This is a genomic window from Streptomyces sp. P1-3, assembly GCF_050613155.1.
Lineage (GTDB): Bacteria > Actinomycetota > Actinomycetes > Streptomycetales > Streptomycetaceae > Streptomyces.
Genome location: NZ_CP192512.1, coordinates 1553037 through 1577445, shown reverse-complemented (window position 1 = coordinate 1577445; position 24409 = coordinate 1553037). Strand labels below are relative to the sequence as shown.

The following is a 24409-nucleotide window of genomic DNA, read 5'->3' as shown; positions in this document are numbered from 1 at the left end:
GGTACCGGTGGTGGCCAGACCCACTGTCCGGCACCAGCGGTGGGCCAGACCCACCGTCCGGCGCCAATGGTGGGCCAGACCCACCGCCGGTACCAGTTGTGGGCCAGAGCCAGACCTACCGTCCGGCACCAGCGTGGTGACCGGGCTTCGCCCCGAGCCGCTACGCGAGCACGCGGAACACCGTCAGCCACTGGCTCGGCGCCACATGGCCCACGACCGTGTCCCGCCGCAGCCCCGCTCGGCCGAAGGCATCGGTGAGCCGCCGTGCCGGCCAGTCGCGGCGCAGCGACGCGAACAGCGAGCCGCCGACTCCGGAGAAGCCGAGCTCCACCATCCGCCCGTACGCCGCCCGTTCAGCCGCGTCCGGCACCAGCGGTGCCGCCCGCCGGTCGAGGCGCAGGACGCCGCCGTCCACCCGCGGTACGGGCCGGAAGGCCGCACGCGGCACCCGTCCGCACAGCCGCCATTCCACCTCCGGCCAGGTCCGCACGGTCAGCAGGCTCCACCGCCCGAAGCCGCCGGTGCGCTTCGCCGCGTACTCCCACTGCGTCAGCAGGGTCGCCGAGGTCAGCCGGGGTGCTTGCAGGCACCAGCGGACGATCTCGGCGGTACGGGCGTAGGGCACGTTGGCCACCACCGCGAACGGCCCGTGCGGCGGGCGGGCGGTCAGGAAGTCCTGGTGCACCACTCGGACATGCGCGTACGCCCCGAGCCGGTCGCGCAGCCCGCCGATGAGGTGGCGGTCGATCTCGTACGCGATCAGCGCGCGGCAGTGCGGGGCGAGCGCCTCGGTGAGTACGCCCTTGCCGGGTCCGACCTCGACCAGCAGATCGGCGGGGTCCGGATCGGCCGCCCGCAGTACGCCGCGGACGACGGCGCGGTCGGTGAGGAAGTTCTGGGAGAGCGCGCGCCGCGCCTGGTCGCGCTCGGAACGGCGCGGGGCGCGAACGGGGAACTGCGAGTGCTTCGGGGTGCGGGCCACAGCCGGCGTCCTTTCGGAAGCCGGGCGGGCGGCAGCGCGGAACAGGGCCTGCCGCCCGCCCGGAGTACGTGATGGCGGACTGGCGGGGCCCTGGCATAGGGCAGGCGTGAGCGAGCTGTCAGAAGCGAGCGGATCGGATCACGCGGAAGCGGATGCGCGCGGACGGAAGACCGCGACTCGGTGGAGTACCGGCCGCTCTACGGGCGTTCGACGCGTCCAGCCCGGTGCCAGGGCACCGGGCCGCGCCGCGGGCGGCGGGTGAGCGGAGCGAAGGCGTGCGCACAGACCGCCCGGGCGGGGCCACGGGTGTCGACACGGGTGAACACGCCGATGCCGGGACTGCCGCCCATCGGTGAACTCCTCCCGGGCTGTGCGGATACGCGAACTGGTCGCGCGGCGGAAGGCCGCGCGACCAGTCGACCGTAGGGGCCCGCTCCGGCGGGCCGCAACGGGATTTCCCTACAGCCGCGCGTGCTGCGGCTGGTGTCCCTCGTGCCCGGCCGGGCCGTACACCCCGGGCGCCTGGGCCGGTGCGCTGACCGCTCCCGCGGTGAGTGCCGACTCGTCATGCGACAGGTCGGGCAGCCACCGCAGCCACGTGGGCAGGTACCAGTTGCGCTCGCCCAGCAGCGCCATGACCGCCGGGAGCAGCACTCCGCGGATCACGGTCGCGTCGATCAGCACCGCGGCCGCCAGCCCGACGCCCATCTGCTTCATGCTCTGCATGGACAGCGTGCCGAAGATCGCGAAGACCGCGACCATGATGACCGCCGCGCTGGTGACCACACCGGCGGTGGTCACGACGCCGTGCACCACGGCGTCCTTGGTGGTGCGTCCGGCCATCCGCGCCTCGCGGATCCGGGAGACCACGAAGACGTGGTAGTCCATGCTCAGGCCGAACAGGATCACGAAGAGGAACAGCGGCAGCCAGGCCACCACCGCGCCGACCCCCTCCGCGCCGACCAGGCCCGCGCCCCAGCCGTGCTGGAAGACGGCGGTGAGGATGCCGTAGGCGGCGCCCACCGACAGCAGGTTGAGCACGATCGCGGTCACGGCGATCGTCAGCGAGCGGAACGACATCAGCATCAGCAGGAAGGCGAAGACCACGACGAAGGCGAAGACCGGCACGACCGCCGAACCGATCTTGTCGTTGAAGTCCTTGGAGGAGGCGGTGGATCCGCCGATCGGGGCGTCCACGCCGTCGACCTTGCCGAGGGTCGCGGGGCGCACCTCGTCGCGCAGGATGTTCAGACTCTGCTCCGCCTTGTCCTTGTCCAGCCCGCCGGCCAGCGGGACCTCGATCTCGGCCACGTTCTCCCGGTCGTGCACGGTCACCTTGACCGGGCCCTTGGACGCGCCCTCGCTGACGGCCCGGGCACGGAAGTCGGCGATGGCGGCGCGCACCGGCGCGGCGTTGATGTCGTCCGCCTTGACGATCACCTTGGCCGGGTCGGGGCCGCCGGGGAACGCCTCGTTCATGTGCTCGTACGCCGCGACCACCGGCACGGAGCTGTCGAACTCCTGGTCCAGCTCGAAGTTGGCGGTCTTCATCCCCAGCGCGGGCAGGGCGATCAGCACCAGCAGGCCTCCCGCGACAGCGGCGGAGAGCTTCGGCCGCCGCAGCACCCGACCGAGCACCGCTTTCCAGAAGCGGCTCTCGCCGCCCCCGCCGTGCCGGCCGCGGCCCCGCTTGCGCCGGGCGAGGAAGGGGAGACGGCCCTTCTCCACCCGCTCGCCGAGCAGCGACAGCAGCGCGGGGAGCACCGTGACGGAGCCGATGACCGCGACCGCGACCACCATCAGGGTGGCCAGACCCATCGACTTGAAGTCGGCGATGCCGGTGAAGAGCATTCCGGCCATCGCGACGATGACCGTGAAGCCGGAGACGAGGATGGCGTGGCCGGAGGTGGCGGAGGCGATCCGCAGCGCCGTCTGCGGGTCCCGTCCCGCGGCCCGCTCCTCCCGCTCCCGCCGCAGGTAGAACAGGCAGTAGTCGACGCCGACCGCCAGGCCGACCAGCAGCATCACGGAGTTGGCGGTGTCGCTCATGTGCACCAGGTGGCTGACCACCGCCACCAGGCCGGTGGTGGCCAGGAAGGCGGTCATGGCGAGCACGACCGGCAGCAGGGCGGCGACCAGGGCACCGAAGGCGATCAGCAGGATGCCGAGGGCGACGGGCAGCGCGGAGTACTCGGCCTGCTGGAAGTCGTCGCCGAACGCGTCATCGAAGGCCTTGTCGCCGCTCGCGGCGCCGAACTCCTCCACGCGCACCCGCTGATGCCCGTCCTGCACCTTCGCCACCGCGTCCAGAACGGATTCGATGTGGTCGGTGGCCTTGTCCGGATCACCGCGCATCTCGAACTGGACCAGGGCCGAACGCCGGTCGGCGGATATCGCCTTGGACGCGTACGGAGACTCCACGGCGGTGACCTCACCGGTGCCGCGGACAGCGTCCAGCACCGCGTCGACCGCCTTGCGGAACTCAGGGTCGTCCGCGGTCGGTCCGCCGCGCTCCTTGGCCTGGATGAGGACGGTCTCCCCGGCGGGGCTCTCGATGCCCGCCTCGTCGAGGATCTTCGCGACCCGCCCGGTCTCACCGGGCACCGCCTCGCTCTCCGTCGTATCCACGCGGCCGGCCATCGAACCGACGGCCAGCGCGAGCACGACGAACAGCACCCAGCCCCCGACCGCCGCCCAGCGGTGCCGCGCGCTCCAGCCGCCCACGCGGGCCGCGAGCCCCCGCGGTCGGTTCAAGTGGCCCGTGTCCGCCACGACTTCCCCCTCATTCCCGTGCCGCGACCCGCTGTCGCCGCCCCACATCGACGCTACGGCGGCCGGTCGCGGCGCCCCATCCTGCTGGCTGGTGAACCGAGGTCGAGGAAGCTCCACCCCGAGCACTGGTGCTAGCCCCACCTCCACGCAAGGGGGCCCCTTACACGTAAAGGGACATGACCCGGAACACCGGGAAGAGCGCGCTTTTCCGGGTTGACGCTGTTCGAAGGGGGTTTGGAGGGTGCGGAGCCGTTGGGTATGTCACATGTGTATGTCGCGCCGGGGATGAATCTTGAATTGCGCCCGTCAATCGGTCAGGGTTTCGAGCAGCCCGGAGCGGACTCTCCTGTCTCCGGGGGAAGTTGCAGGAGCAACTTCCGAATCCCCCCACAACCTCACGAGGAGGAACCCTCGTAATGGCAACTCACAAGCGCGTCACCAAGCGCAAGCTGGCCATCGCCGTCGCCGCCGCTGCCGCCGTCGCCGGCGGTGCTTTCATAGCCATCCCGGCCGGCGCGTCGACCCCGGCCGAGGGTACGGTCTACGGCACCGAGTCCAAGGACGCCATCGACGGCAGCTACATCGTGATGCTCAAGGGCGGCAAGACCATCAAGGCCGCCTCCGAGGGCAAGGACCTGGCCGAGGAGTACGGCGGCGAGGTCAAGCGGACCTACGACTCGGCGGTCAACGGCTTCTCCGCCAGCGGCCTGAGCGAGACCGAGGCCAAGCGCCTGGCGGCCGACCCGGCCGTGGAGAAGGTCGTCCAGAACCACAAGTTCACCATCGACGCCACCCAGGACAACCCGCCGTCGTGGGGCCTGGACCGCATCGACCAGGCGGACACCGCGGGCGACAGCAAGTACACCTACCCCGACAGCGCGGGCGAGGGCGTCACTGCGTACGTCATCGACACCGGTGTGCGCGTCACGCACAAGGACTTCGAGGGCCGCGCCACCTCCGGCTTCGACGCCATCGACAACGACGACGACGCCAACGACGGCAACGGCCACGGCACCCACGTGGCGGGCACCATCGCCGGTGCCGAGCACGGTGTCGCCAAGAAGGCGAAGATCGTCGCCGTCCGCGTCCTGGACGACCAGGGCTCCGGCACCACCGAGCAGGTCGTCGCGGGCATCGACTGGGTCACCCAGAACCACCAGGGCCCCTCCGTCGCCAACATGAGCCTCGGCGGCGGCGCCGACGAGGCCCTGGACGCGGCCGTGCAGAAGGCCATCGCCTCCGGTGTCACCTTCGGTGTGGCCGCGGGCAATGAGTCCACCGACACCCAGGGCTCCCCGGCCCGGGTCAAGGAGGCCATCACCGTCGCCTCCAGCACCAAGGACGACGAGCAGTCGGACTTCTCCAACTACGGTGAGGCCGTCGACATCTACGCCCCGGGCTCGGACATCACCTCCGCCTGGAACGAGAGCGACGACGCCACCAATACCATCTCGGGTACGTCGATGGCCACCCCGCACGTCGTGGGCGCCGCCGCCGTCTACCTCGCCAACCACCAGGACGCCACCCCCGAGCAGGTGGCGGCCGCGCTGACCGAGGGCGCCACCCCGGACAAGATCACCAACCCGAGCGAGGGCACGCCCAACAAGCTGCTCAAGGTCGTCGAGTAAATCTGCTCAATCCGCCTCGCGGTATCGCGCAACCGGCCGGCCGTCGCACTCCACCCCCACGGGGTGTGGCGGCCGGCCGCCACACATGGGCCAGTGGCCCACTGAGCCCATGCGCCATTGGCCCAGATCGCAGGGCCAGTAGCCGACTACGCTCACCATCATGACAACGCAGAGCACCACCGCACCCAAGGTCGACTTCTACTTCGACCCCGTCTGCCCCTTCGCCTGGATCACCTCCCGCTGGATCCTGGAGGTGGAGCGGCAGCGCGAACTCTCCCTGCGCTTCCGCGTGATGAGCCTGTCGGTCCTCAACGAGGGCCGCGAGGACCTGCCGGAGCGCTACAAGCAGCTCCTGGACAAGGGCTGGGGGCCGGTTCGCGTCTGCATAGCCGCGGCCCGGCACCACGGCGAGGAGGTGCTGCGCGACCTCTACACCGCGCTCGGCACCCGCATCCACGACCAGGGGAACAAGGACACCGAAGCCGTGCTGCGGGAAGCCCTCGCCGAGGTCGGCCTGCCCGCCGAACTGGCCGCCGCCGCCTCGTCGACCGAATACGACGAGGAACTGCGCAAGAGCCACCACGAGGGCATGGACCCGGTCGGAGAGGATGTCGGCACCCCCACCCTGCACATCGACGGAGTCGCCTTCTTCGGCCCGGTCCTCAGCGCGATCCCGCGTGGCGAGGACGCGCTGCGGATCTTCGAGGGCGCCCGGCTGCTGGCCGGGTACCCGAAGTTCTTCGAGCTGAAGCGGACCCGCACCGGCGACCTCGACTTCAGCTGAGCGAGCGGCGGGCAGCCACCCATCAGCCGTGTGAACAACCCTGCGGGTGAGTACAGCTAGGCCGTCAGCGCCGCACGCGGCCGCGCCGCGGCCCCGTCGTAGCGCCGCAGCAGCAGCCGGGCCAGCTCCGGGCCAGGGCCCAGGACATCGGCCAGCACGTCGGCGCCCGCCGACCGCGCCCCCTCGGCGATCCGGTCCGGCAGCCGGCCCGGCGCGATGACATACGGCGCGACGGCGACCCGCCGGGCGCCGTCGGCCCGCAGCGCCCGTACCGCGTCCTCGGTACGGGGGTAGCCCGCGGCGGACACAGCGGAGGCGAACGCAGGTCGCACGGCGCACCAACCGGTGTGCCGCCACTCCCGCGCGATTTCTGCGATCACTGCGATCGCCTCCGGGTCGGTGGAGCCCGCCGAGGCCAGGACGACCCCGGTCGAGGCACGGGCGGACGGATCGGACGGATCCAGTCCGGCCTCGGACAGCCGCCGCTCCAGGGCGGCGGTCAGCAGCGGCGAAGGCCCGAGGACCTCGGCCCGCCGAACGGACAGCCACGGGTGCCGCAGCGCGGCCTCCCGCAGCACGGAGGGGATGTCGGCCTTCGCGTGGAAGGCGCGGGTGAGCAGCAGCGGCAGTGCCACCACCTCCCGTACCCCGTCCGCCGCCAGCCGCGACAGGACCTGCGGCACGCTCGGCGCGTTGAAGTCCAGGAACGCCGTCTCCACGCGCAGCCCCGGCCGCAGCGACCGCACCCGCGCGGTGAGCGCGGTGACGGTCGCCGCGTGCCGCGGATCGCGGCTGCCGTGGGCGATGACGAGCAGGACGGGAGCGGTCATGGGATCAGCCGGGCCCTACCGCGCGGCGGCCAGCAGTCCGCGGCTGCGCAGTACCCGGCGCTCTATGGGCGCGAAGACCAGCAGCTCGATGGCGATGCCGACGAAGAGGATGAGGATGATGCCGAGCAGCACGCCCGCCATGTCGGAGTTGTTGCGCTGGTTCTCCAGGTACTGCCCCAGCCCCAGCCCCAGGTCGGGGGACTTGGCGATGATCTCGGCGGCCATCAGCGACCGCCAGGAGAACGCCCAGCCCTGCTTCAGACCCGCGACATAGCCCGGCAGCGCGGCGGGCAGCAGGACGTGCCGGGCGCTGGTCAGGCCCCGGGCGCCGAGCGTCCGCCCGGCCCGCAGGAACAGCGGCGGCACCTGGTCGATGCCGGAGACCAGCCCGTTGGTGATGGAGGGGACCGCGCCGAGCAGGATGACGGTGTACATCATCTGGTCGTTGAGGCCCAGCCAGATCACCGCGGGCGCCACCCAGGCGACCGACGGCAGCGACTGCAGGCCGGACAGGATCGGCCCGATGGCGGCCCGGACGAACTTCACCTGGGCGACGACCAGCCCCAGCGGGGTGGCGATGGCCAGCGCGATGAGGAAGCCGAACAGGCCGCGCGAGACGCTGGTCCACACGATGTCCAGCAACTCGCCCCGGACCCACAGCAGGTGCAGCGCGTCCCAGACCTTCGACGGGTCGGGCAGCTTGTAGTCGTCGGTGACCTTCGCCCAGACCAGGCCCTTCCAGACCGCCAGCACCAGGGCGACGGCCACGATGGGCGGCAGCACCTTCTGCACGAGCACCTGGGTCACGGGCGTGCGGCGGATCTGGACCGCCTCCAGCGCGTCGAGGCCCGCCTCCAGACCCGCCAGGTCGCCGCCGGAGTCGCCTGCCCGGTCCTTCTTCTCGAGGGAGGCGGTCGCCGTCCCCGTGGTCTCCCGCGGCGTCTCGCCGGTGGTCTCAGCGCTGGCCATGGCGGCGGATCTCCCCACGCAGTTGCTCTGTGATCTCGATGGACAGATCCGCGACGGCCGCGTCCTCGATACGGCGCGGCTGCGGGATGTCGACCCGCCACTCGCGGACCACCCGCCCCGGGCGGGAGGACAGCAGCACCACGCGCTCGGCGAGCCGGACCGCCTCCCGGACGTTGTGCGTGACGAACACGATCGACACCCCCGTCTCGCTCCAGATCCGGGTGAGCTCCTCGTGCAGGACGTCGCGGGTGATGGCGTCCAGGGCCGCGAACGGCTCGTCCATCAGCAGCACGTCGGAGTCCTGCGCGAGCGCGCGGGCCAGGGCGACCCGCTGCCGCATGCCGCCGGACAGCTCGTGCACGCGCTTGCCGTACGCGCCGCCCAGCCGCACCAGTTCCAGCAGCCGCTCCGCCTCGGGCCGGCGCGCGGCGCGCGGGACCCCGCGCAGCCGCAGCGCCAGCTCGATGTTCCGGCCCGCGGTGAGCCAGGGGAACAGCGCGTGCTCCTGGAACATCAGGGCCGGGCGGCCGCCGGGGACCTCGATCTCCCCGGCGGTCGGCCGGTCCAGTCCGGCGACCAGGTTGAGCAGGGTCGACTTGCCGCAGCCCGACGCCCCGAGCAGGCACACGAACTCACCGGGCCGCACATCGAGGTTGATGTCCTCGAGGACGGGCTGCGCGGCGGTTCCGGGCCTCCCGAACACCTTGTGCACATGGCCGATCCGCACGGCTGCGGGCGCGGCCGCCGTCGTGGTGTCCGGCGCGTCGGTCTTCTCGGTGGTCAGAGCCGTGGCCATCAGGTCACCTCCTGGTACGTACGCGGGCGTTCGGACGGAACTACTGATCGCCGAGGCCGGCGGCGGAGACGGTCGGCCTGCCCTCGTCCTTGAGGACCTTGTTCAGCGCGCGCAGGTCGTAGATGCCCTTGAGGTCGGGCTCCTCCAGCAGGCCCGCCCGCACCGCGTGGTCGGCCTCGGTGCTCAAGGACCTGGCGAGCGGGTCGTCGATGACCTCGATGCTCCGCCACGCCGGGTCGATCACCTCGGCCGGCAGCGCCTTGCCGGTCTCGGCCTCCAGGGCCTCGTTGGCCGCGGCCTTCGCCTGGTCCGGGTTGTCCTTGATCCACTGGTTGGTCTTCACCGAACCGCGCAGCACGGCCTCGACCACGTCGGGGTGCTTCTCCAGGAACGACTGCTTGACGATCACGTTGGTGATCACGAACTTCTTGTCCGGCCACAGCGTGGACTCGTCCAGCAGCACCTTGCCGCCCTCGGCGACCAGCTTGGACGCGGTCGGCTCCGGTACCCACGCGCCGTCGATCGACCCGGACTTGTAGGCGTCCGGGGCCACCTTGTTGTCCGTACGGACCACGGAGACGTCGCCCTTGCCGCTCTGCGCGTCGACCTCCCAGCCCCGCTCCGAGATCCAGTTGAGGAACGCCACGTCCTGGGTGTTGCCGAGCTGCGGCGTGGCGATCTTCTTGCCCTTGAGGTCGTCAAGGGTCTTGATCTTCTTGGGGTTGACGACGAGCTTCACGCCGCCGGACGCCGAACCCGAGATGATCTTCAGGTTCTTGCCGTGCGACTTCGCGTAGCCGTTGATCGCCGGGGACGGGCCGATCCAGCCGATGTCGATGGAGCCGGCGTTGAGCGCCTCGATCTCGGAGGGGCCCGCGTTGAAGACGAACGGCTGGATCTGGGTGCCGCCCAGCTCCTTCTGGATCGGACCGCCGTTCCGCAGGCCGACCAGCGCGGTGGCGTGGGTGAGGTTGGCGAAGTACCCGATCCTCACCTTGTCCAGACCGTCGATCTTCTCGCCCTTGGCGGCGGGCACGGTCTTGTCGTCCTTCTTCTCCGACCCGTAGCCGCAGGCGCCGAGCGCGCCGATCAGCAGGGGGAGGACGGCGGCGGCCGCGAACAGGCGGCGACGGGGCGATCTGGGCTGAGCGGTGCGGACAGCGGACACGGGGAGGGTCCTCTCGGCGGGCCGGGGGTACGTCAGGGGACGCCCGGCAGTTCGGCGTACGGCGGTGGGCGGAGCTCAGCGGACGGCTGAGCGGATGACACGGAGCGCGTCAGCCCGCACATCGGCTGACTCCGCCCTCGCCGCTGCCCAGGGCGCCGCTGCCGACCCGGCCGCCCTCCTTGGCGAAGGTCGCGTAGACATCGGTGATCACGGTCAGAAGTCCCAGCCCTCGTCGTCGGCGGGCGCGGGCGCGGCGGCGGAGGCGAAGGACGCGCCCGCCATCCCGGCCGTCAGGGTCGTCCCGTCGGCCGGGTCGATCAGCAGGAAGGACCCGGTGCGGCGGGAGTCGGCGTAGCCGTCGAGAGCCAGCGGCTCGGCGGTGCGCACCACGACCCGGCCGATGTCGTTGGCGGACAGCTCACCCGGTGCCGGGTGCTGCGAGAGGTCGTCCAGGGTCAGCCGGGACGGGATGTCCTTCACGATCGCCTTGACCGTACGGGTGGTGTGCTTGAGCAGTACCCGCTCGCCGACCCGCAGCGGACGGTCGTGCAGGTGGCACACCGTCGCCTCCACGTCCCGGGTGGTGGCGGGGGCCGCGGCGCTCGGCGCGATCAGGTCGCCGCGCGAGACGTCCACGTCGTCGGCGAGCCGCAGCGTCACCGACTGCGGCGCCCACGCCACGTCCACGGCCTCGCCGAGCGCGTCGATCCCGGCGATCGTGCTCGTAAGGCCCGAGGGCAGCACGGTCACCGGCTCGCCCACCCGCAGCACCCCGGCGGCGATCTGGCCCGCGTAGCCGCGGTAGTCGGGGTGCTCGGCGGTCTGCGGACGGATGACGTACTGGACGGGGAAACGGGCCGGGTCCGCCGACGGGTCGGTGCCCACCGGCACGGTCTCCAGGTGCTCCAGCACGGTCGGCCCGCCGTACCAGTCCATGTTCGCCGACGGGGTCACCACGTTGTCCCCGGCCAGCGCGGAGATCGGGATCGCGGTGATCTCGGGGACGCCGAGGGAGGCGGCGTACGCGGTGAACTCCTCGGCGATCGCGGCGAACACCGGCTCCGCGTAGTCCACCAGGTCCATCTTGTTCACGGCGAGGACGACATGGGGCACCCGCAGCAGGGCCGCGACGGCCGCGTGCCGCCGGGTCTGCTCGACCACGCCGTTGCGCGCGTCGACCAGCACCACGGCGAGCTCGGCGGTGGAGGCGCCGGTGACCATGTTCCGGGTGTACTGCACATGGCCGGGGGTGTCGGCGAGGATGAACCGCCGCCGGGGCGTGGCGAAGTAGCGGTAGGCGACATCGATGGTGATGCCCTGCTCGCGCTCGGCCCGCAGCCCGTCGGTCAGCAGTGCCAGGTCCGGGGCGGTCGCGCCGCGGCTGCGCGAGGCGTGCTCGACGGCCTCCAACTGGTCGGCCAGGACCGACTTGGAGTCGTGCAGCAGCCGGCCCACCAGCGTGGACTTGCCGTCGTCGACCGATCCGGCCGTGGCGAAGCGCAGCAGCGAGGTGGCGGTGGCCTGTTCGGTGGTCGTCATGGTTAGAAGTACCCCTCGCGCTTGCGGTCCTCCATCGCGGCCTCCGACAGCTTGTCGTCGGCCCGGGTCGCGCCCCGCTCGGTCAGCCGGGACGCGGCGATCTCCTCGATGACCCGCTCGATGGTCACCGCGTCGGAGTCGACCGCTCCGGTGCAGGACATGTCGCCGACCGTGCGGTAGCGCACCAGCCGCGTCTGCACGGCCTCGCCGTCCTTGGGGCCGCCCCACTCGCCGGGCGCCAGCCACATGCCGTTGCGGGAGAACACCTCGCGCTCGTGCGCGTAGTAGATCTCCGGAAGGTCGATCTTCTCCCGGGCGATGTACTGCCACACGTCCAGCTCGGTCCAGTTCGACAGCGGGAAGACGCGCACGTGCTCGCCGGGGGAGTGCCGGCCGTTGTACAGCTGCCACAGCTCGGGGCGCTGGCGGCGCGGGTCCCAGCCGCCGAACTCGTCACGGAGGCTGAACACCCGCTCCTTGGCGCGGGCCTTCTCCTCGTCCCGCCGCCCGCCGCCGAAGACCGCGTCGAAGCGGTGGGACTCGATGGCGTGCAGCAGCGGCACGGTCTGCAACGGGTTGCGGGTGCCGTCCGGGCGCTCGCGCAGCTTCCCCGCGTCGATGAACTCCTGTACGGACGCGACGTGCAGCCGCAGCCCGTGCTCGGCGACCGTGCGGTCCCGGTAGGCGATGACCTCGGGGAAGTTGTGTCCGGTGTCCACGTGCAGCAGCGAGAACGGCACCGGAGCGGGCGTGAACGCCTTCAGCGCCAGATGCAGCATGACGATGGAGTCCTTGCCGCCGGAGAACAGGATCACCGGCCGCTCGAACTCCCCCGCCACCTCGCGGAAGATGTGCACCGCCTCGGCTTCCAGCGCGTCGAGGTGGGACAGCGCGTACGGATTGTCGGCGTGCGCGTCGCTCATGCCAGACCCCTTTCCACGAGCAGCGCGTGCAGCGCCGCGGCGGACTCCGCCACCGACTGGTGCTGGGACTCGATCCGCAGGTCGGGCGCCTCCGGCTGCTCGTAGGGGTCGTCGACCCCGGTGAGCCCTGATATCTCGCCCGCGGCCTGCTTCGCGTACAGCCCCTTCACGTCACGCACCGAGCACACCTCGACCGGAGTGGCGACATGCACCTCCAGATAGGGCGTGCCCTCGCTCTGGTGGCGCCCCCGCACCGCCTCGCGGCTGTCCGCGTACGGCGCGATGACCGGCACCAGCGCCTTCACGCCGTTGCTGGCCAGCAGTTCGGCGACGAAGCCGATCCGCTGCACGTTGGTGTGCCGGTCCGCGCGGCCGAACCCCAGCCCCGCGGAGAGGAACTCGCGGATCTCGTCGCCGTCCAGCACCTCGACCCGGTGGCCCTCGTCGCGCAGCCGTTCGGCCAGCGCGTAGGCGATCGTGGTCTTGCCCGCGCTGGGCAGGCCGGTGAGCCAAATCGTGGCGCCCGTCACGTGAGTTCTCCCGCCGTCTCTCCCCGGGGTACGGCCCCCAGGCCCCCGTGTGTCTTACCAGGGGAATGGTTGTCCGAGGCAACCCCTGCCTGCCCCAGAGCACTGTCAGGGGCTGCCGTCACCGACTCGGATCGTTGCGTTCCGGTCATGTGTGCAGCCCGCATTCGGTCTTGCCGAGGCCCGCCCAGCGGCCGGCGCGCGCGTCCTCGCCCTCCAGCACCCGGCGGGTGCAGGGTGCGCAGCCGACCGAGGCGTAGCCGTCCATCAACAGCGGGTTGGTGAGCACACCGTGGTCAGCGACGTACTCGTCCACATCGGCCTGCGTCCAGCGGGCGATGGGAGAGATCTTCACCTTAGCCCGATTGGCATCCCATCCGACGACGGGAGTTGACGCGCGAGTCGGCGATTCGTCGCGGCGCAGCCCGGTGGCCCAGGCGTCGTATCCGGCCAGTCCCCTCTCAAGGGGTTCGATCTTCCGCAACGAGCAGCACAGATCGGGATCGCGGTCGTGCAGCCGCGGCCCGTACGCGGCGTCCTGCTCCGCGACGGACTGGCGGGGAGTGAGAGTCATCACGTTGACATCCATGACGGCGGCGACCGCGTCCCGCGTCCCGATGGTCTCGGGGAAGTGGTAGCCGGTGTCGAGGAAGACCACGTCCACTCCCGGCAGGGCGCGGGAGGCCAGGTGCGCCACCACCGCGTCCTCCATGGAGGAGGTCACGCAGAAGCGCGACCCGAAGGTGTCGGCCGCCCAGCGCAGGATCTCCAGGGCCGTGGCGTCCTCCAGCTCCCGGCCCGCCCGCTCGGCGAGCGCCTGGAGTTCCGATATCCGAAGTTCTGTCATAGCGCAGTGGCCCCTTCATGAGGGTCGCGTCGCAGGCCCTTGGCCAGCAGCCCGATGAACGACAGGCGGAACGCGCGGTTGCAGGACGCGCATTCCCACGCCCCGTGGCCCTCGGTGGAAGGCCGCAGGTCCTCGTCCCCGCAGTACGGGCAGTAGAAGGGAGCGGCTCGCTCACTCATGACAGATCCTTGTCCGCGGCGCGTCCCACCCAGGTCGCGAACCGCTCGCCATCGGCGCGCTGTTCGGCGAACCGGGTGAGTACCCGCTCGACGTAGTCGGGCAGTTCGGCGGAGGTGACCTTCAGGCCGCGGACCTTGCGGCCGAAGCCGGCCTCCAGCCCCAGCGCGCCGCCCAGGTGCACCTGGAAGCCCTCGACCTGGTTGCCGTCGGCGTCCAGGACCAGCTGCCCCTTGAGACCGATGTCCGCGACCTGGATACGGGCGCAGGCGTTCGGGCAGCCGTTGATGTTGATGGTGATCGGCTCGTCGAAGTCCGGCAGCCGCCGCTCCAGCTCGTCGATGAGCGAGGCGCCGCGGGCCTTGGTCTCCACGATCGCCAGCTTGCAGAACTCGATGCCGGTGCAGGCCATCGTGCCGCGCCGGAACGGCGAGGGACCGACCCGCAGGTCCAGTGCCTCAAGACCGGACACCAGCGACTCGACCCGCTCCTGCGCCACGTCGAGCACGATCATCTTCTGCTCGGCGGTGGTCCGCAGCCGGCCGGAGCCGTGCTCCTCGGCGAGCGCGGCGATCTTGGTGAGGATGGCGCCGTCCACCCGGCCGACGCGCGGGGCGAACCCGACGTAGAACCGGCCGTCCTTCTGGCGGTGTACGCCGACGTGGTCGCGCCAGCGCTCCACCGGCTGGGCGGGGGCCGGGCCGTCGGTCAGCTTCCGCCCCAGGTACTCGTCCTCCAGTACGTGGCGGAACTTCTCCGCGCCCCAGTCGGCGACCAGGAACTTCAGCCGCGCGCGGGTGCGCAGCCGCCGGTAGCCGTAGTCGCGGAAGACGGAGATGACGCCCTCGTAGACGTCGGGCACTTCCTCCAGCGGCACCCAGGTGCCCAGCCGCACCCCGATCTTGGGGTTGGTCGACAGCCCGCCGCCCACCCACACGTCGAAGCCGGGGCCGTGCTCGGGGTGTTCGACCCCGACGAACGCGATGTCGTTGATCTCGTGCGCCACGTCCAGCAGCGGCGAGCCGGAGACCGCGGACTTGAACTTGCGGGGCAGGTTGGAGAAGTCCTTGTTGCCGACGATCCGGCGGTGGATCTCGTCGATCGCCGGGGTGCCGTCGATGATCTCGTCCTCGGCGATGCCGGCGACGGGAGACCCCAGGATGACGCGGGGGGTGTCACCGCACGCCTCGGTGGTGGACAGCCCGACGGCCTCCAGCCGGCGCCAGATCTCGGGGACGTCCTCGATCCGGATCCAGTGGTACTGGATGTTCTGCCGGTCGGTGATGTCGGCGGTGCCGCGGGCGAACTCCTGGGAGATCTCGCCGATGACGCGCAGCTGCTCGGTGGTCAGCCGGCCGCCGTCGACCCGGACCCGGAGCATGAAGAACTCGTCGTCCAGCTCCTCCGGCTCCAGGATCGCCGTCTTGCCGCCGTCGATGCCGGGCTTGCGCTGGGTGTACAGCCCCCACCAGCGCATCCGGCCGCGCAGGTCGGCGCCGTCGATGGAGTCGAAACCACGATGCGCGTAGATCGTCTCAATGCGTGTCCGCACATTGAGACCGTCGTCGTCCTTCTTGAACTGCTCGTTGCCGTTGAGGGGGGTGAAGTGACCCGCGGCCCACTGCCCCTCGCCGCGGTGGCGGCTCGCCTTGCGGCGGGGTGCGGCGGTAGAGGGCGTCGGGGTGTCAGCCATGGCAGGTACGTCCTTCGGGACTGCGGAGAGCGGCTCTGACCAGTGCATTCGCGCAGAGGGCGCGGCAGTGCAGGTGCGGAGAGACGGAAGAGAAGTCGGCAGAAGTGCGGCGGCGCTGGGTCGTCAGCCCGCCGGACACATGGCGCTGGACATGCGGCAGAGGTCGACGTGTCGCCGACTCACCAAGTCAATTCCAGCTCCGGACATGACCGAAAGCGTGGCATGGCCATCTCGGGAGCGTCCACCACTATCCACTATGTGGACGACTCCGTCCCGCATCCTGGGATGGTGTGCGTTTTGTCCCGCTCGGGCACCGCTCAGGAGCCCTCGAAGGTCACCCCTCGGAGGCCGGCTCCACTGTCGTGTCGTACAGCCGGAAGCCGCGGCGCTCGTAATTGGCCATCGCGTGCGGCCCGTCCAGGCTGCACGTATGCACCCATACCCGCGTGGTGGCCGGCAGGCCCGGCCAGCGCTCCGCCAGGTCCCACGCCCTGGCCGTGCCGTAGCTCAGCAGATGCCCGCCGATCCGGCGGCCCTGGAAGGCGGGGAGCAGTCCGAAGTAGGCGATCTCCACCACCCCGGCGTCCTGGGCCTCCAGCTCGATGTATCCGGCGGGTGTGCCGTGCTCGTACGCCACCCACGTCTCGACGCCCGGCCGCTCCAGGAACTCCCGCCACCGCTCCCGCGGCCACGGGAGCCGGTCGGTCCACGCGATGTCCGCGCCCACCGCCGCGTACAGGAAGCGGCTGAACTCGGGGCTGGGCACCTCGGCCCGAACGATCCGCACCCCGGCCGACGCCGGCGGCTCCGCCGCGGGGCTCAGGTCCTCCGGCGAGGTCTGCTCCAGGTACCAGGTCGTCACCGTGCGGGCCGGGGCGTGCTCGTTCATGCTCCTCAGCCAATCACGCCCATCGCGCCGCCAGCACCGCGGGGGCCGTGGACCCCGGCAGCAGGTCCACGGCCCGCGCCGGGTGCAGCACCTCCACCTGCACGCTGTCGGCGAAACGGTACGGGCGGTGCGCCAGCACCCCGCCCACCGTGCGCCGCAAACGGGATATCTCTGCCCGTACCGTGACAGTTCGCGAGGGGTCTCCGAACAGATCCGACGCCAGTTGCGCCGCGCCGCGCCCCTCCCGGTGCAGTGCGAGGACCAGCAGCAGCTCGGCATGGCGCGGGCTCAGCTCGTGCGACCAGCTGCCCGCGGCCCCCGAGACGGTCACCGTCCACGCCCGCCGCCCCCGCACATCCAGCACGACCCGGCTCGGCGCCGCCGCCGGCTCCGGCGCTCCGACCCGCACCAGCCAGCCACCGGGCAGCGGCTCCAGCGAGCACGCGCCCAGGGACGGCAGCCAGACCGGCCCGGCCTGCGCGTTCTTCGGCAGCGCCACCCGCTCGGGGGGAGCCATCCCGGTCACCGCCGCCGGCCACCCCACGGCGTCCACCGCCAGCGCCGTGCCCGTCAGCCGGGCGAGCACCGGCGCCGCCACGGTCCGCAGCCGCTCGATCGAGGTCCAGTGCCGGGCGCGCAGCTCCCCCTCGGCGACCCGCGCCACCGCCGCCACCAGCGCCAGCGTCGACGGGTGCGCGCTGCCCGCCGGGCCGGTCACGTTCACCACGCCCAGCAGCCTGCCGTCCCGCGGGTCGTGCAGCGGAGCCGCCGCGCACACCAGGGCGCGCAGCGTGTGCACGAAATGCTCGTCGGCCAGCACCTGCAGCGGGCGGCGGGTCACCAGCGACGTACCGATGCCGTTGGTGCCGGCCGACTCCTCGGCCCAGAACGCGCCCTCGGCCAGGTCCAGCCGCTCCGCGCTGCGCCGTACCGCCCGGCTGCCCTCCTGCCACAGCACACAGCCCTGGACGTCGGTGACCACCATGACGTGCCGCTCGTCGTCGGTGAGCGGCCGCAGCCCCTCCCGCAGGTGCGGCATCAGCTCCGCCAGCGGGGAACCGTGCCGCCGGTGCGCGATCTGGTCGGCGGACAGCGGCCGGGCGGACCGGCCGCCGTCGGGGTCGACGCCGTGGTCCAGCGACCGCAGCCACGATTCGGCGATCACCGGGCGTGCGCGCGTGGCGAGCGGTATGACCCGGTCCGTTGATCTGGGGTTCACGCTCTCATGGTGCCGTCGCCCGGGCATGCCGCGCCGTACCAATGTGAAGATCGGTTGCAACGCGGCGCAACGTTTGCGGACAACCGTGCCCGGACCGGACAGTGGAGCCCGCGAGCGGAGGGTGGTGCCGAGTCGGCGCGGCATCACTCTTCGCCGCGGATACGGTTATAAGGTGCAGCCAGCAGAAGAACCAGCGGAACCACCCGCGGAGCAGCCCTCCGGGCGGCTCCACAGGGCCCGCGCCCTCACCCGCAACGTGTCCAAACGCAAGACGGCCTGGCTGCTGCTGAAGGACACCGTCAACGCCTGCGTCGAGTACCGGGTCACCGGGCTCGCCGCGGAAGCCGCCTTCTTCACCCTGCTGTCGCTCCCGCCGCTGCTCCTCGGCCTGATCGGGCTGCTCGGCTACATCGACGCCTGGACCGACACCCACACCGTCGCGACCATCCGGGACCACATCCTCGACGCCTCGGGGACCGTGCTGTCGGAGAAGGGCGTGCAGCAGATCGCCCGGCCGCTGCTGGACGACGTCATCGAGGGCGGCCGCCCCGACGTCATCTCGCTCGGCTTCGCCATCGCCCTGTGGTCCGGGTCGCGCGCCGTCAACGTCTTCGTCGACACCATCACCGTGATGTACGGGCTCGAAGGGCACCGCGGGATCGTCAGGACCCGGCTGCTGGCCTTCCTGCTCTACCTCGTCGCGCTGATAGTGGGGGCCGTCGCGCTGCCGCTGATGGTGGTCGGCCCCGACACCGTGGTGGACATCGTGCCCTGGAGCGGCACGCTGGTCCGCGTCCTGTACTGGCCCGTGGTGATACTGCTGTCCATCGCCTTCCTCACCACGCTCTACCACGTGTCCGTGCCGGTGCGGTCGCCGTGGCGGGAGGACATCCCCGGCGCGCTGGTCGCGCTGACGATGTGGGTGCTCGGCAGCTTCCTGCTGCGGATCTACCTCACCCACACCATCGAGGGGCCCACGATCTACGGCTCGCTGGCCGCCCCCGTCGCCGTCCTGCTGTGGATCGGGATCTCCGCCTTCGCGGTGCTGGTCGGCGCGGCGGTCAACGCGGCCATCGACCGGGTGTGGCCGTCGGTGGCCATCGCCGCGGCCCGCGCCGAGCACGCGCGGCGGATGCAGGCCGAGGCGCGCGAGGCGGCGGCCCGCAAGGCGGCGGAGTACATGCGGGACGCGGGGGAGGGGAGCGACGGAGACGACGACGGTTACGACGCGTACGGGTACGGCGACGACGGCGAGGCGCCGGACAACTGGCCGGACCTCCCGCCGCCGTCGGAGTTCCCCGAGCGCTGGGCGCAGTTCCTGCCGCCGGAGGACGTCCGCTCACGGCTGCACGCGCGGCGCGACGAGCAGGGCGCGCCGCCGCGGAAAACCGGTTGACGCGGTGCCGCGCCCGCGGGCAGGGTGACTCCCGGAGCGACGGCCCCGCGCCGTGGTCCGACGACGCGTGACCGATGACGCACGGCCAACGGCCATGAGACAACAGGGAGGTGAGGACCGTGACGACTGTCGAAGCGGTGGGCGCTGCCCACGACCTCCAGCCACCACTCCTCACCTCTGTGGCCCCGGCCTGACACCTCGCCGGGACCACCCTCCCCGAAGGGGCTCATCCCGTTGTCTCACCTCACCTCCGCACACCCTTTCTCCGCCCGCTACGGCTGGGACGAGGGATTCGCGGAAGCCTTCACCCCCTACGCGGCCCAAGGCATGTCACCCGCCCGCATCGTGCGGGTGGACCGCGGCCGCTGCGACGTCGTCGTCCCCGACGGCGACGGCGTGCGCACCGCGTCGGCCGACGCCGCGCCGGTCGCCACCGGTGACCCGCTGAAGATCATGTGCACCGGCGACTGGGCCGCCGTCGACCTCGAACGCGGCTACGTACGGGCCCTGCTGCCGCGCCGTTCCGCATTCGTGCGGTCCACGTCCTCCAAGCGGTCCGAGGGGCAGATCCTGGCCGCCAACGTCGACCAGGCCGTCATCGCGGTCTCGCTGGCGGCGGAGCTCGACCTCGGCCGTGTCGAGCGCTTCCTGGCGCTCGCGTGGGAGAGCGGTGCCCAGCCGCTGGTCGTCCTCACCAAGGCCGACCTCGTGCCGGACCCGGGCACGCTGTCTCACCTCGTCTCGGATGCCGAGACGGCGGCGCCGGGCGTCCAGGTGCTCCCCGTGAGCGCCGCGACCGGCGAGGGCGTCGACGTGCTCGCCGCCGCCCTCGCCTCCGGCACTTCCGTACTCCTCGGCCAGTCCGGCGCGGGCAAGTCCACGCTCGCCAACGCGCTGGCCGGCGAGGACGTCCAGGACGTCCAGGCGATCCGGGACAGCGACGGCAAGGGCCGCCACACCACCACGACCCGCGACCTGCTGCCGCTGTCATGGGGCGGCGTCCTGATCGACACCCCGGGCCTGCGCGGGGTCGGGCTGTGGGACGCCGAAGACGGGGTGGCGCGGACGTTCTCGGAGATCGAGGCGCTCGCCGGGGACTGCCGCTTCGCCGACTGCGGGCACCACAGCGAGCCGGGCTGCGCGGTGCTCGCCGCCGTCGACGCGGGCGAGCTGCCCCCGCGCAGGCTGGACAGCTACCGCAAGCTGCTGCGCGAGAACGCCCGGCTCGCCGCCCGCACCGACGCCCGGCTGCGAGCCGAGATGCGGCGCGACTGGAAGCAGAAGCAGGCGCTCGGCCGGCACATGATGGAGCGCAAGGGCCGGTCGGTACGCAATCCGTAGGGCCGCCCGCCCGGCCGCGGGGCGGCACCATCCCGCTCCCGCGGCCGTAGGCTGGCGCCATGCTGCTGTGGATCAACGGTCCGTTCGGGGTCGGCAAGACGCAGGTCGCGTACGAACTGCACCGGCGCCTGCCGGGCAGCTTCGTGTGCGACCCCGAGCACCTGGGCTTCGCGCTGCGCCGCATGCTCCCCGAGCCGATGCGCGGCGACTTCCAGGACCTGGCGCTGTGGCGGCGTGGCGTGCACGAGATGCTCGACTCCGTGGTGCGCGGGTTCGACGGCACCGTCATCGTCCCGATGACCGTCGTCGAACCCGCCTACCACCGGGAGATGGCGGGTGCCCTGCGGGCGTCCGGGCACGACGTACGGCACTTCGCGCTGCTCGCGCACCCGCGGACCGTGCGGCGCAGGCTGCGCGGGCGCGTCATGCCCCTGATGCGCGGCGACAGCTGGGCGGTCCAGCAGATCGACCGGTGCCTGGAGGCGCTGCGGCGGCCGGAGTTCGAGCGGCACGTGGCCACCGACGGGCGGACCGTGCCGGAGGTCGCCGAGCTGATCGCGCGGGAGGCGGGCGTGACGCCGGCACCCTCGTCCGACGGCCGGGTCACCCACTACCTGCGACGCCAGTGGGTGAGCGCCAAGCACATCCGCTTCGACTGAGCGACGCGAGGGGCGTGCGGCCGCCGGAGCCCGGTGGTCAGCCGGCCACCACGGCGGCCACCCACGCGCCCGTCACCAGCAGACACGCACACAACTCGATCAGCACACTGGTGCCGATCGCCCGCATCACCATCCGCGTCGAGGCCCACGCCTCGCCGTGCGCGCCCAGCCGCCGTCGCTCGGCGCCGTAGATCCCGGCGACGAACCCCAACGGGGCGCCGAGGACCGGCACGACGAAGAACCCCGCGATCCCGGCGGCCCCGGCCACCAGGAACGTACGCCGGGTGACCCCGGCGACGCGCATCCGGCGGGCCGGCAGCAGCCACTTCACCGCCTGGTTCAGCAGCAGTACGGCCGTCGCCCCGGCGAGCACGCCCCAGGACAGGACGGTCGTCTCGGCCATCGACCACCACAGCACGCCCGCCCAGACGATGGGTGGTCCCGGGAGGCCGGGCACGACCACGCCGATCAGTCCGAGCAGCATGACCAGGCCGCACAGGACCAACTGCCACGTCCCCATGGCCCCAGCCTGCCGGAAGCCGTCGGCGTACGCTTCCGGACGCGCCCGAACGCCGTCCCCGTACACCGGCTCAGGCGGGAAGGGCGTCCGCGTTCGGAAGGGCGCCGGTGCTCCCGGCGGCGGGCCGCGGGGCGCCGTCCGCCGATCTCGCCACCCAGCCGCGCTCGTACGCGTGCCAGCCCAGCTGGAGCCGGGTCGTCACCCCGACCAGCTCCATCAGCCGCTTCACCCGCCGCTGTACCGTGCGTAGTCCCAGGTCCAGCTGGCGGGCGGTACTGGCGTCGGTCAGCCCGGCCAGCAGCAGCGAGAGGATCTCCAGATCCGTCTGGTCCGGCCCGTCGCCGTCCGGCGGATCGTGCGGCCCGCCGTCCCGGTCCCGGCGGTGGTCGCGCGGCTCGCCCGTGCCCAGGTGCAGCGGCAGCGCCGCCCGCCACACGCCCTCGAACAGCGCCACCAACGCGTCCAGCAGCCCGCTGGCGTGCACCACGAGGGCGGCCGGTTCGGCGGTCCCGGCGGTCAGCGGCACGATCGCGAGCGTACGGTCGGCGATCACCAGATCCGCGGGCACCCGGTCCGCCACGCGCAGCGCGGGCCCCGGCAGGTGTCCGGGTACCGGCCCGGAGTGCTCCGGGCGCTGGTGTTCCGGCCGTCGGGCACCGGGCACCGGCAGCCCGCACAGCGCCGCGCGCTCGATGACGACCCGGTGGGCGACCGCGGGCGCGGCGGGCGGCAGCGGCTCCGCGCCCTGGCCTGCCACCAGCGCGCAGACCTCCTCGGTGGCGCCCCGCCGCAGTTGCGCGAAGCGGCGCGCGACCGGCTCCTCGCCCGTCACCACCTCCAGCACGCCGTGCACGGCGGCGCCCTCGGCGCGATACGCCTCGTCCAGCAGCGCCGCCGCCAGTTCCGCCCGGTCCAGCTCGTCGCGGCGCCTGCTCAGCAGCGCGCCCAGCGCGACGCCGGGCGGTGCCGCGACCCACTGTCCGGGGTGGACCGGGGACCGGGCCGCGAGCCCTTGCCGCTCCAGGTCGCGCAGGGTGCGCAGGGCCTCGTCCGCCGCGAGGCCGAGCCGGTCCGCGAGCTCGCCGACCCCGGCGGACCCGAGCGCGACCAGCGCGCGGTACGCCGCCTCCTGCCAGTCGTCCAGACCAATGGCACCGAGCACGTGACACCCCTCCCCACCTGTAGGCGCACATCCTCGCACCCGGGCGCGGGTCGCGCAGGAGGGTGGCTTCCGCCGTTCACCTCTTCCCGTATGTCCGGGACTATGGACAATGTGGGGCATGAGCCAGCAGGGGGAGAGGCACGGCCACGAACACGACTGGTGGCGCGAGTTGTACGACTCGGACTCGGGCGACACGGGACCGGCCACGGCGGCAGACTCGCTCGACGATCGCTTTGACACCGCCTCCCGCGCGGTCGGCTCGCCGCCGGGCCGCGCCGCGCGTGACGGCACGGTGGCGGTCGAGCCCGTGACGGCGGTTGGTCCCGCGCCGAACGCCTGGGCGGACGGCGGAGTGGAGGCCGGTCCCGGGCCCGACGCCTGGGCGGACAGCGAAGCGGAGACCGGGACGGAGGTCTCCCGGCACGCCGGCTTCGTCGGGAGCCGACCGCCCACCTACGACCCCGAGCCGACCGCGTTACCGCTCGCCGACCCCGCCGACCTCGCCGATCTCGTACCCGACACCGTGCTGGACGGGGCGCGCCACGGAGCGCTCACGCTGCGGGCCGCCTCCCTGCGCGGCGACTCGGCGCGCTATCGCGGGCAGCCCCGGCGCGACGCGCTGCTGACGGCCCGGTTCGGGGCCGGGCGGCACGCGCTGGTGCTGGTGGCGGTGGCCACGGGGCCGCGCGCCGTCGACGGGGCGCACCGGGCGGCCCGCGAGGTGTGCGAGGGGATAGGCGCGGCGGTCGGCCGCAGCCACGCCCGGCTGGCGGAGGACATCCACGGCGGCCGGCGCGGCGCGCTGAAGTCCGGGCTGCACCGGCTCACCGCCCGCAGCCTCGGCCGGCTCCGGGCCCGTGCCCGCGAACTCCACCTGGATCCGGCCGAGTACACCGCCTCACTGCGCTGCCTGCTGCTGCCGGGTGACCCCGCGTGCCGCACCCGGGTGTTCTTCGGTGTCGGGGACGGCGGCCTGTTCCGGCTGCGCGACGGCGCGTGGCAGGACCTGGAGCCTGCCGCCCACGAGACGGACACCGCCCGCGGCACCGTGGCCTGCGGCGACACGGCCGCGGGCGACGCCGGCGCCGACGTCGACCCCGGTGCCGTGAACGGACCGGACGCTCCGGGCGGTACGGGCCAGGCGGGCACCGACCCCGAATCCGCCTCCGTCCCCTTCCGCTTCCGTGCCTCCGTCGGCCGACCGGGCGACACCCTCCTGCTGTGCAGCGCGGGCCTCGCCGACCCCCTGCGAGACGAGCCCGCGCTGGCCGAACGGCTGCGGGAGCGCTGGTCGGCGGCCGAGCCACCGGGCCTCGCCGCGTTCCTGGCGGACACCCAGCTGCGGGTGACGGGCTACGCCGACGACCGCACGGCGGCCGCCGTCTGGGAGGCGTGAGCGCACGATGGTGGAACTGTGAACGCGCGGTTGCGCCGCACGTCACCCGCTGATCACCTGCCGGCGCGTGTGGGCGTCTACACGCGGGGAATGCATCCCCGTGTGCACGTTCGAGGGCAAGGCATGCCGGACAGCCGACGAGCAGTCGGGACGAACGGTCGGGGCGGGGAAGGAATGAAGCGTCAGCCTGCA

Annotated in this window: 24 protein-coding genes; 6 read left to right on the top strand and 18 right to left on the bottom strand. The window is 72.4% G+C overall.

The window, feature by feature from the left end:
- Positions 1–160: 160 nt before the first annotated feature.
- From erm to ACQUSR_RS06750, 3 genes are all read right to left on the bottom strand, one after another.
- Positions 161–982: an ErmE/ErmH/ErmO/ErmR family 23S rRNA (adenine(2058)-N(6))-methyltransferase gene (gene erm, locus ACQUSR_RS06760; RefSeq protein ID WP_431041635.1), complete on the bottom strand. Its 822-nt coding sequence runs from the start codon at positions 980–982 to the stop codon at positions 161–163.
- A 197-nt stretch (positions 983–1179) separates the two neighbouring features.
- The gene (locus ACQUSR_RS06755) at positions 1180–1332 is read right to left on the bottom strand and encodes a hypothetical protein (protein ID WP_431041634.1); all 153 of its coding nucleotides are present in this window, start codon (positions 1330–1332) and stop codon (positions 1180–1182) included.
- Positions 1333–1441: 109 nt separating this feature from the next.
- Positions 1442–3802 (bottom strand): MMPL family transporter, encoded by a 2361-nt coding sequence (locus tag ACQUSR_RS06750; RefSeq protein ID WP_431041633.1) that lies wholly within the window; start codon positions 3800–3802, stop codon positions 1442–1444.
- A gap of 368 nt (positions 3803–4170) precedes the next feature.
- On the opposite strand from ACQUSR_RS06750, the gene ACQUSR_RS06745 reads away from it, so the two are divergent.
- Both ACQUSR_RS06745 and ACQUSR_RS06740 read left to right on the top strand, forming a co-directional pair.
- Positions 4171–5382 carry a S8 family peptidase gene (locus ACQUSR_RS06745; RefSeq protein WP_431041632.1) on the top strand — a complete coding sequence of 404 codons (1212 nt, stop codon included), beginning with the start codon at positions 4171–4173 and terminating at the stop codon, positions 5380–5382.
- Positions 5383–5542: 160 nt separating this feature from the next.
- Positions 5543–6166 carry a DsbA family protein gene (locus ACQUSR_RS06740; protein WP_431041631.1) on the top strand — a complete coding sequence of 208 codons (624 nt, stop codon included), beginning with the start codon at positions 5543–5545 and terminating at the stop codon, positions 6164–6166.
- A gap of 56 nt (positions 6167–6222) precedes the next feature.
- Here ACQUSR_RS06740 and ACQUSR_RS06735 read toward each other — a convergent pair whose 3' ends face one another.
- The 13 genes from ACQUSR_RS06735 to ACQUSR_RS06675 form a co-directional block, all read right to left on the bottom strand.
- Positions 6223–6996 (bottom strand): sirohydrochlorin chelatase, encoded by a 774-nt coding sequence (locus tag ACQUSR_RS06735; protein ID WP_431041630.1) that lies wholly within the window; start codon positions 6994–6996, stop codon positions 6223–6225.
- A 15-nt stretch (positions 6997–7011) separates the two neighbouring features.
- Positions 7012–7965: an ABC transporter permease gene (locus ACQUSR_RS06730; protein ID WP_431041629.1), complete on the bottom strand. Its 954-nt coding sequence runs from the start codon at positions 7963–7965 to the stop codon at positions 7012–7014.
- Positions 7952–8761, bottom strand: a complete 810-nt coding sequence (locus ACQUSR_RS06725; RefSeq protein WP_431041628.1) for an ABC transporter ATP-binding protein — start codon at positions 8759–8761, stop codon at positions 7952–7954. Before ACQUSR_RS06725 ends, ACQUSR_RS06730 begins: the two co-directional genes overlap by 14 nt.
- 40 nt (positions 8762–8801) lie before the next feature.
- Positions 8802–9929, bottom strand: a complete 1128-nt coding sequence (locus ACQUSR_RS06720) for an aliphatic sulfonate ABC transporter substrate-binding protein (RefSeq protein WP_431041627.1) — start codon at positions 9927–9929, stop codon at positions 8802–8804.
- A 213-nt stretch (positions 9930–10142) separates the two neighbouring features.
- Positions 10143–11468, bottom strand: coding sequence for a sulfate adenylyltransferase subunit 1 (locus tag ACQUSR_RS06715; RefSeq protein ID WP_431041626.1), 1326 nt, complete (start codon positions 11466–11468; stop codon positions 10143–10145).
- A 2-nt stretch (positions 11469–11470) separates the two neighbouring features.
- On the bottom strand, positions 11471–12391 hold the full coding sequence (gene cysD, locus ACQUSR_RS06710) for a sulfate adenylyltransferase subunit CysD (RefSeq protein ID WP_431041625.1): 921 nt from the start codon (positions 12389–12391) through the stop codon (positions 11471–11473).
- A complete protein-coding gene (gene cysC / locus ACQUSR_RS06705) occupies positions 12388–12921 on the bottom strand; it encodes an adenylyl-sulfate kinase (protein WP_431041624.1) in 534 nt (177 codons plus the stop codon). The genes cysD and cysC overlap by 4 nt, the downstream gene beginning before the upstream one ends.
- A 145-nt stretch (positions 12922–13066) precedes the next feature.
- Positions 13067–13765 carry a phosphoadenylyl-sulfate reductase gene (locus ACQUSR_RS06700; RefSeq protein WP_431041623.1) on the bottom strand — a complete coding sequence of 233 codons (699 nt, stop codon included), beginning with the start codon at positions 13763–13765 and terminating at the stop codon, positions 13067–13069.
- Positions 13762–13944 (bottom strand): hypothetical protein, encoded by a 183-nt coding sequence (locus ACQUSR_RS06695; RefSeq protein ID WP_431041622.1) that lies wholly within the window; start codon positions 13942–13944, stop codon positions 13762–13764. The genes ACQUSR_RS06700 and ACQUSR_RS06695 overlap by 4 nt, the downstream gene beginning before the upstream one ends.
- Positions 13941–15635 carry a nitrite/sulfite reductase gene (locus ACQUSR_RS06690; protein WP_431041621.1) on the bottom strand — a complete coding sequence of 565 codons (1695 nt, stop codon included), beginning with the start codon at positions 15633–15635 and terminating at the stop codon, positions 13941–13943. Before ACQUSR_RS06690 ends, ACQUSR_RS06695 begins: the two co-directional genes overlap by 4 nt.
- Positions 15636–15758: 123 nt before the next feature.
- Positions 15759–15842, bottom strand: coding sequence for a putative leader peptide (locus tag ACQUSR_RS06685; RefSeq protein ID WP_369696867.1), 84 nt, complete (start codon positions 15840–15842; stop codon positions 15759–15761).
- A gap of 127 nt (positions 15843–15969) precedes the next feature.
- The gene (locus tag ACQUSR_RS06680) at positions 15970–16524 is read right to left on the bottom strand and encodes a GNAT family N-acetyltransferase (protein WP_431041620.1); all 555 of its coding nucleotides are present in this window, start codon (positions 16522–16524) and stop codon (positions 15970–15972) included.
- 13 nt (positions 16525–16537) lie between these two features.
- Positions 16538–17743 carry a GAF domain-containing protein gene (locus ACQUSR_RS06675; protein ID WP_431041619.1) on the bottom strand — a complete coding sequence of 402 codons (1206 nt, stop codon included), beginning with the start codon at positions 17741–17743 and terminating at the stop codon, positions 16538–16540.
- Between the two features lie 172 nt (positions 17744–17915).
- Between ACQUSR_RS06675 and ACQUSR_RS06670 the strand changes: the two genes are divergently transcribed.
- The 3 genes from ACQUSR_RS06670 to ACQUSR_RS06660 all read left to right on the top strand — a co-directional run bounded on the left by ACQUSR_RS06670 (position 17916) and on the right by ACQUSR_RS06660 (position 21139).
- Complete coding sequence (locus ACQUSR_RS06670) at positions 17916–19139, top strand: YihY/virulence factor BrkB family protein (RefSeq protein ID WP_431041618.1); 1224 nt, start codon at positions 17916–17918, stop codon at positions 19137–19139.
- 234 nt (positions 19140–19373) lie between these two features.
- Positions 19374–20480 carry a ribosome small subunit-dependent GTPase A gene (gene rsgA / locus ACQUSR_RS06665; protein WP_431041617.1) on the top strand — a complete coding sequence of 369 codons (1107 nt, stop codon included), beginning with the start codon at positions 19374–19376 and terminating at the stop codon, positions 20478–20480.
- A 59-nt stretch (positions 20481–20539) separates the two neighbouring features.
- Complete coding sequence (locus ACQUSR_RS06660; protein ID WP_431041616.1) at positions 20540–21139, top strand: AAA family ATPase; 600 nt, start codon at positions 20540–20542, stop codon at positions 21137–21139.
- 37 nt (positions 21140–21176) lie between these two features.
- Here the strand turns inward: ACQUSR_RS06660 and ACQUSR_RS06655 are convergent, their stop codons facing one another.
- Positions 21177–21659, bottom strand: coding sequence for a DUF456 domain-containing protein (locus ACQUSR_RS06655; RefSeq protein ID WP_431041615.1), 483 nt, complete (start codon positions 21657–21659; stop codon positions 21177–21179).
- 70 nt (positions 21660–21729) lie between these two features.
- Entirely contained in the window at positions 21730–22821 is a 1092-nt protein-coding gene (locus ACQUSR_RS06650; protein ID WP_431041614.1) for a helix-turn-helix domain-containing protein, read from the bottom strand.
- Between the two features lie 118 nt (positions 22822–22939).
- On the opposite strand from ACQUSR_RS06650, the gene ACQUSR_RS06645 reads away from it, so the two are divergent.
- The gene (locus tag ACQUSR_RS06645; protein WP_431041613.1) at positions 22940–24217 is read left to right on the top strand and encodes a protein phosphatase 2C domain-containing protein; all 1278 of its coding nucleotides are present in this window, start codon (positions 22940–22942) and stop codon (positions 24215–24217) included.
- The last annotated feature ends 192 nt before the right edge of the window (positions 24218–24409 follow it).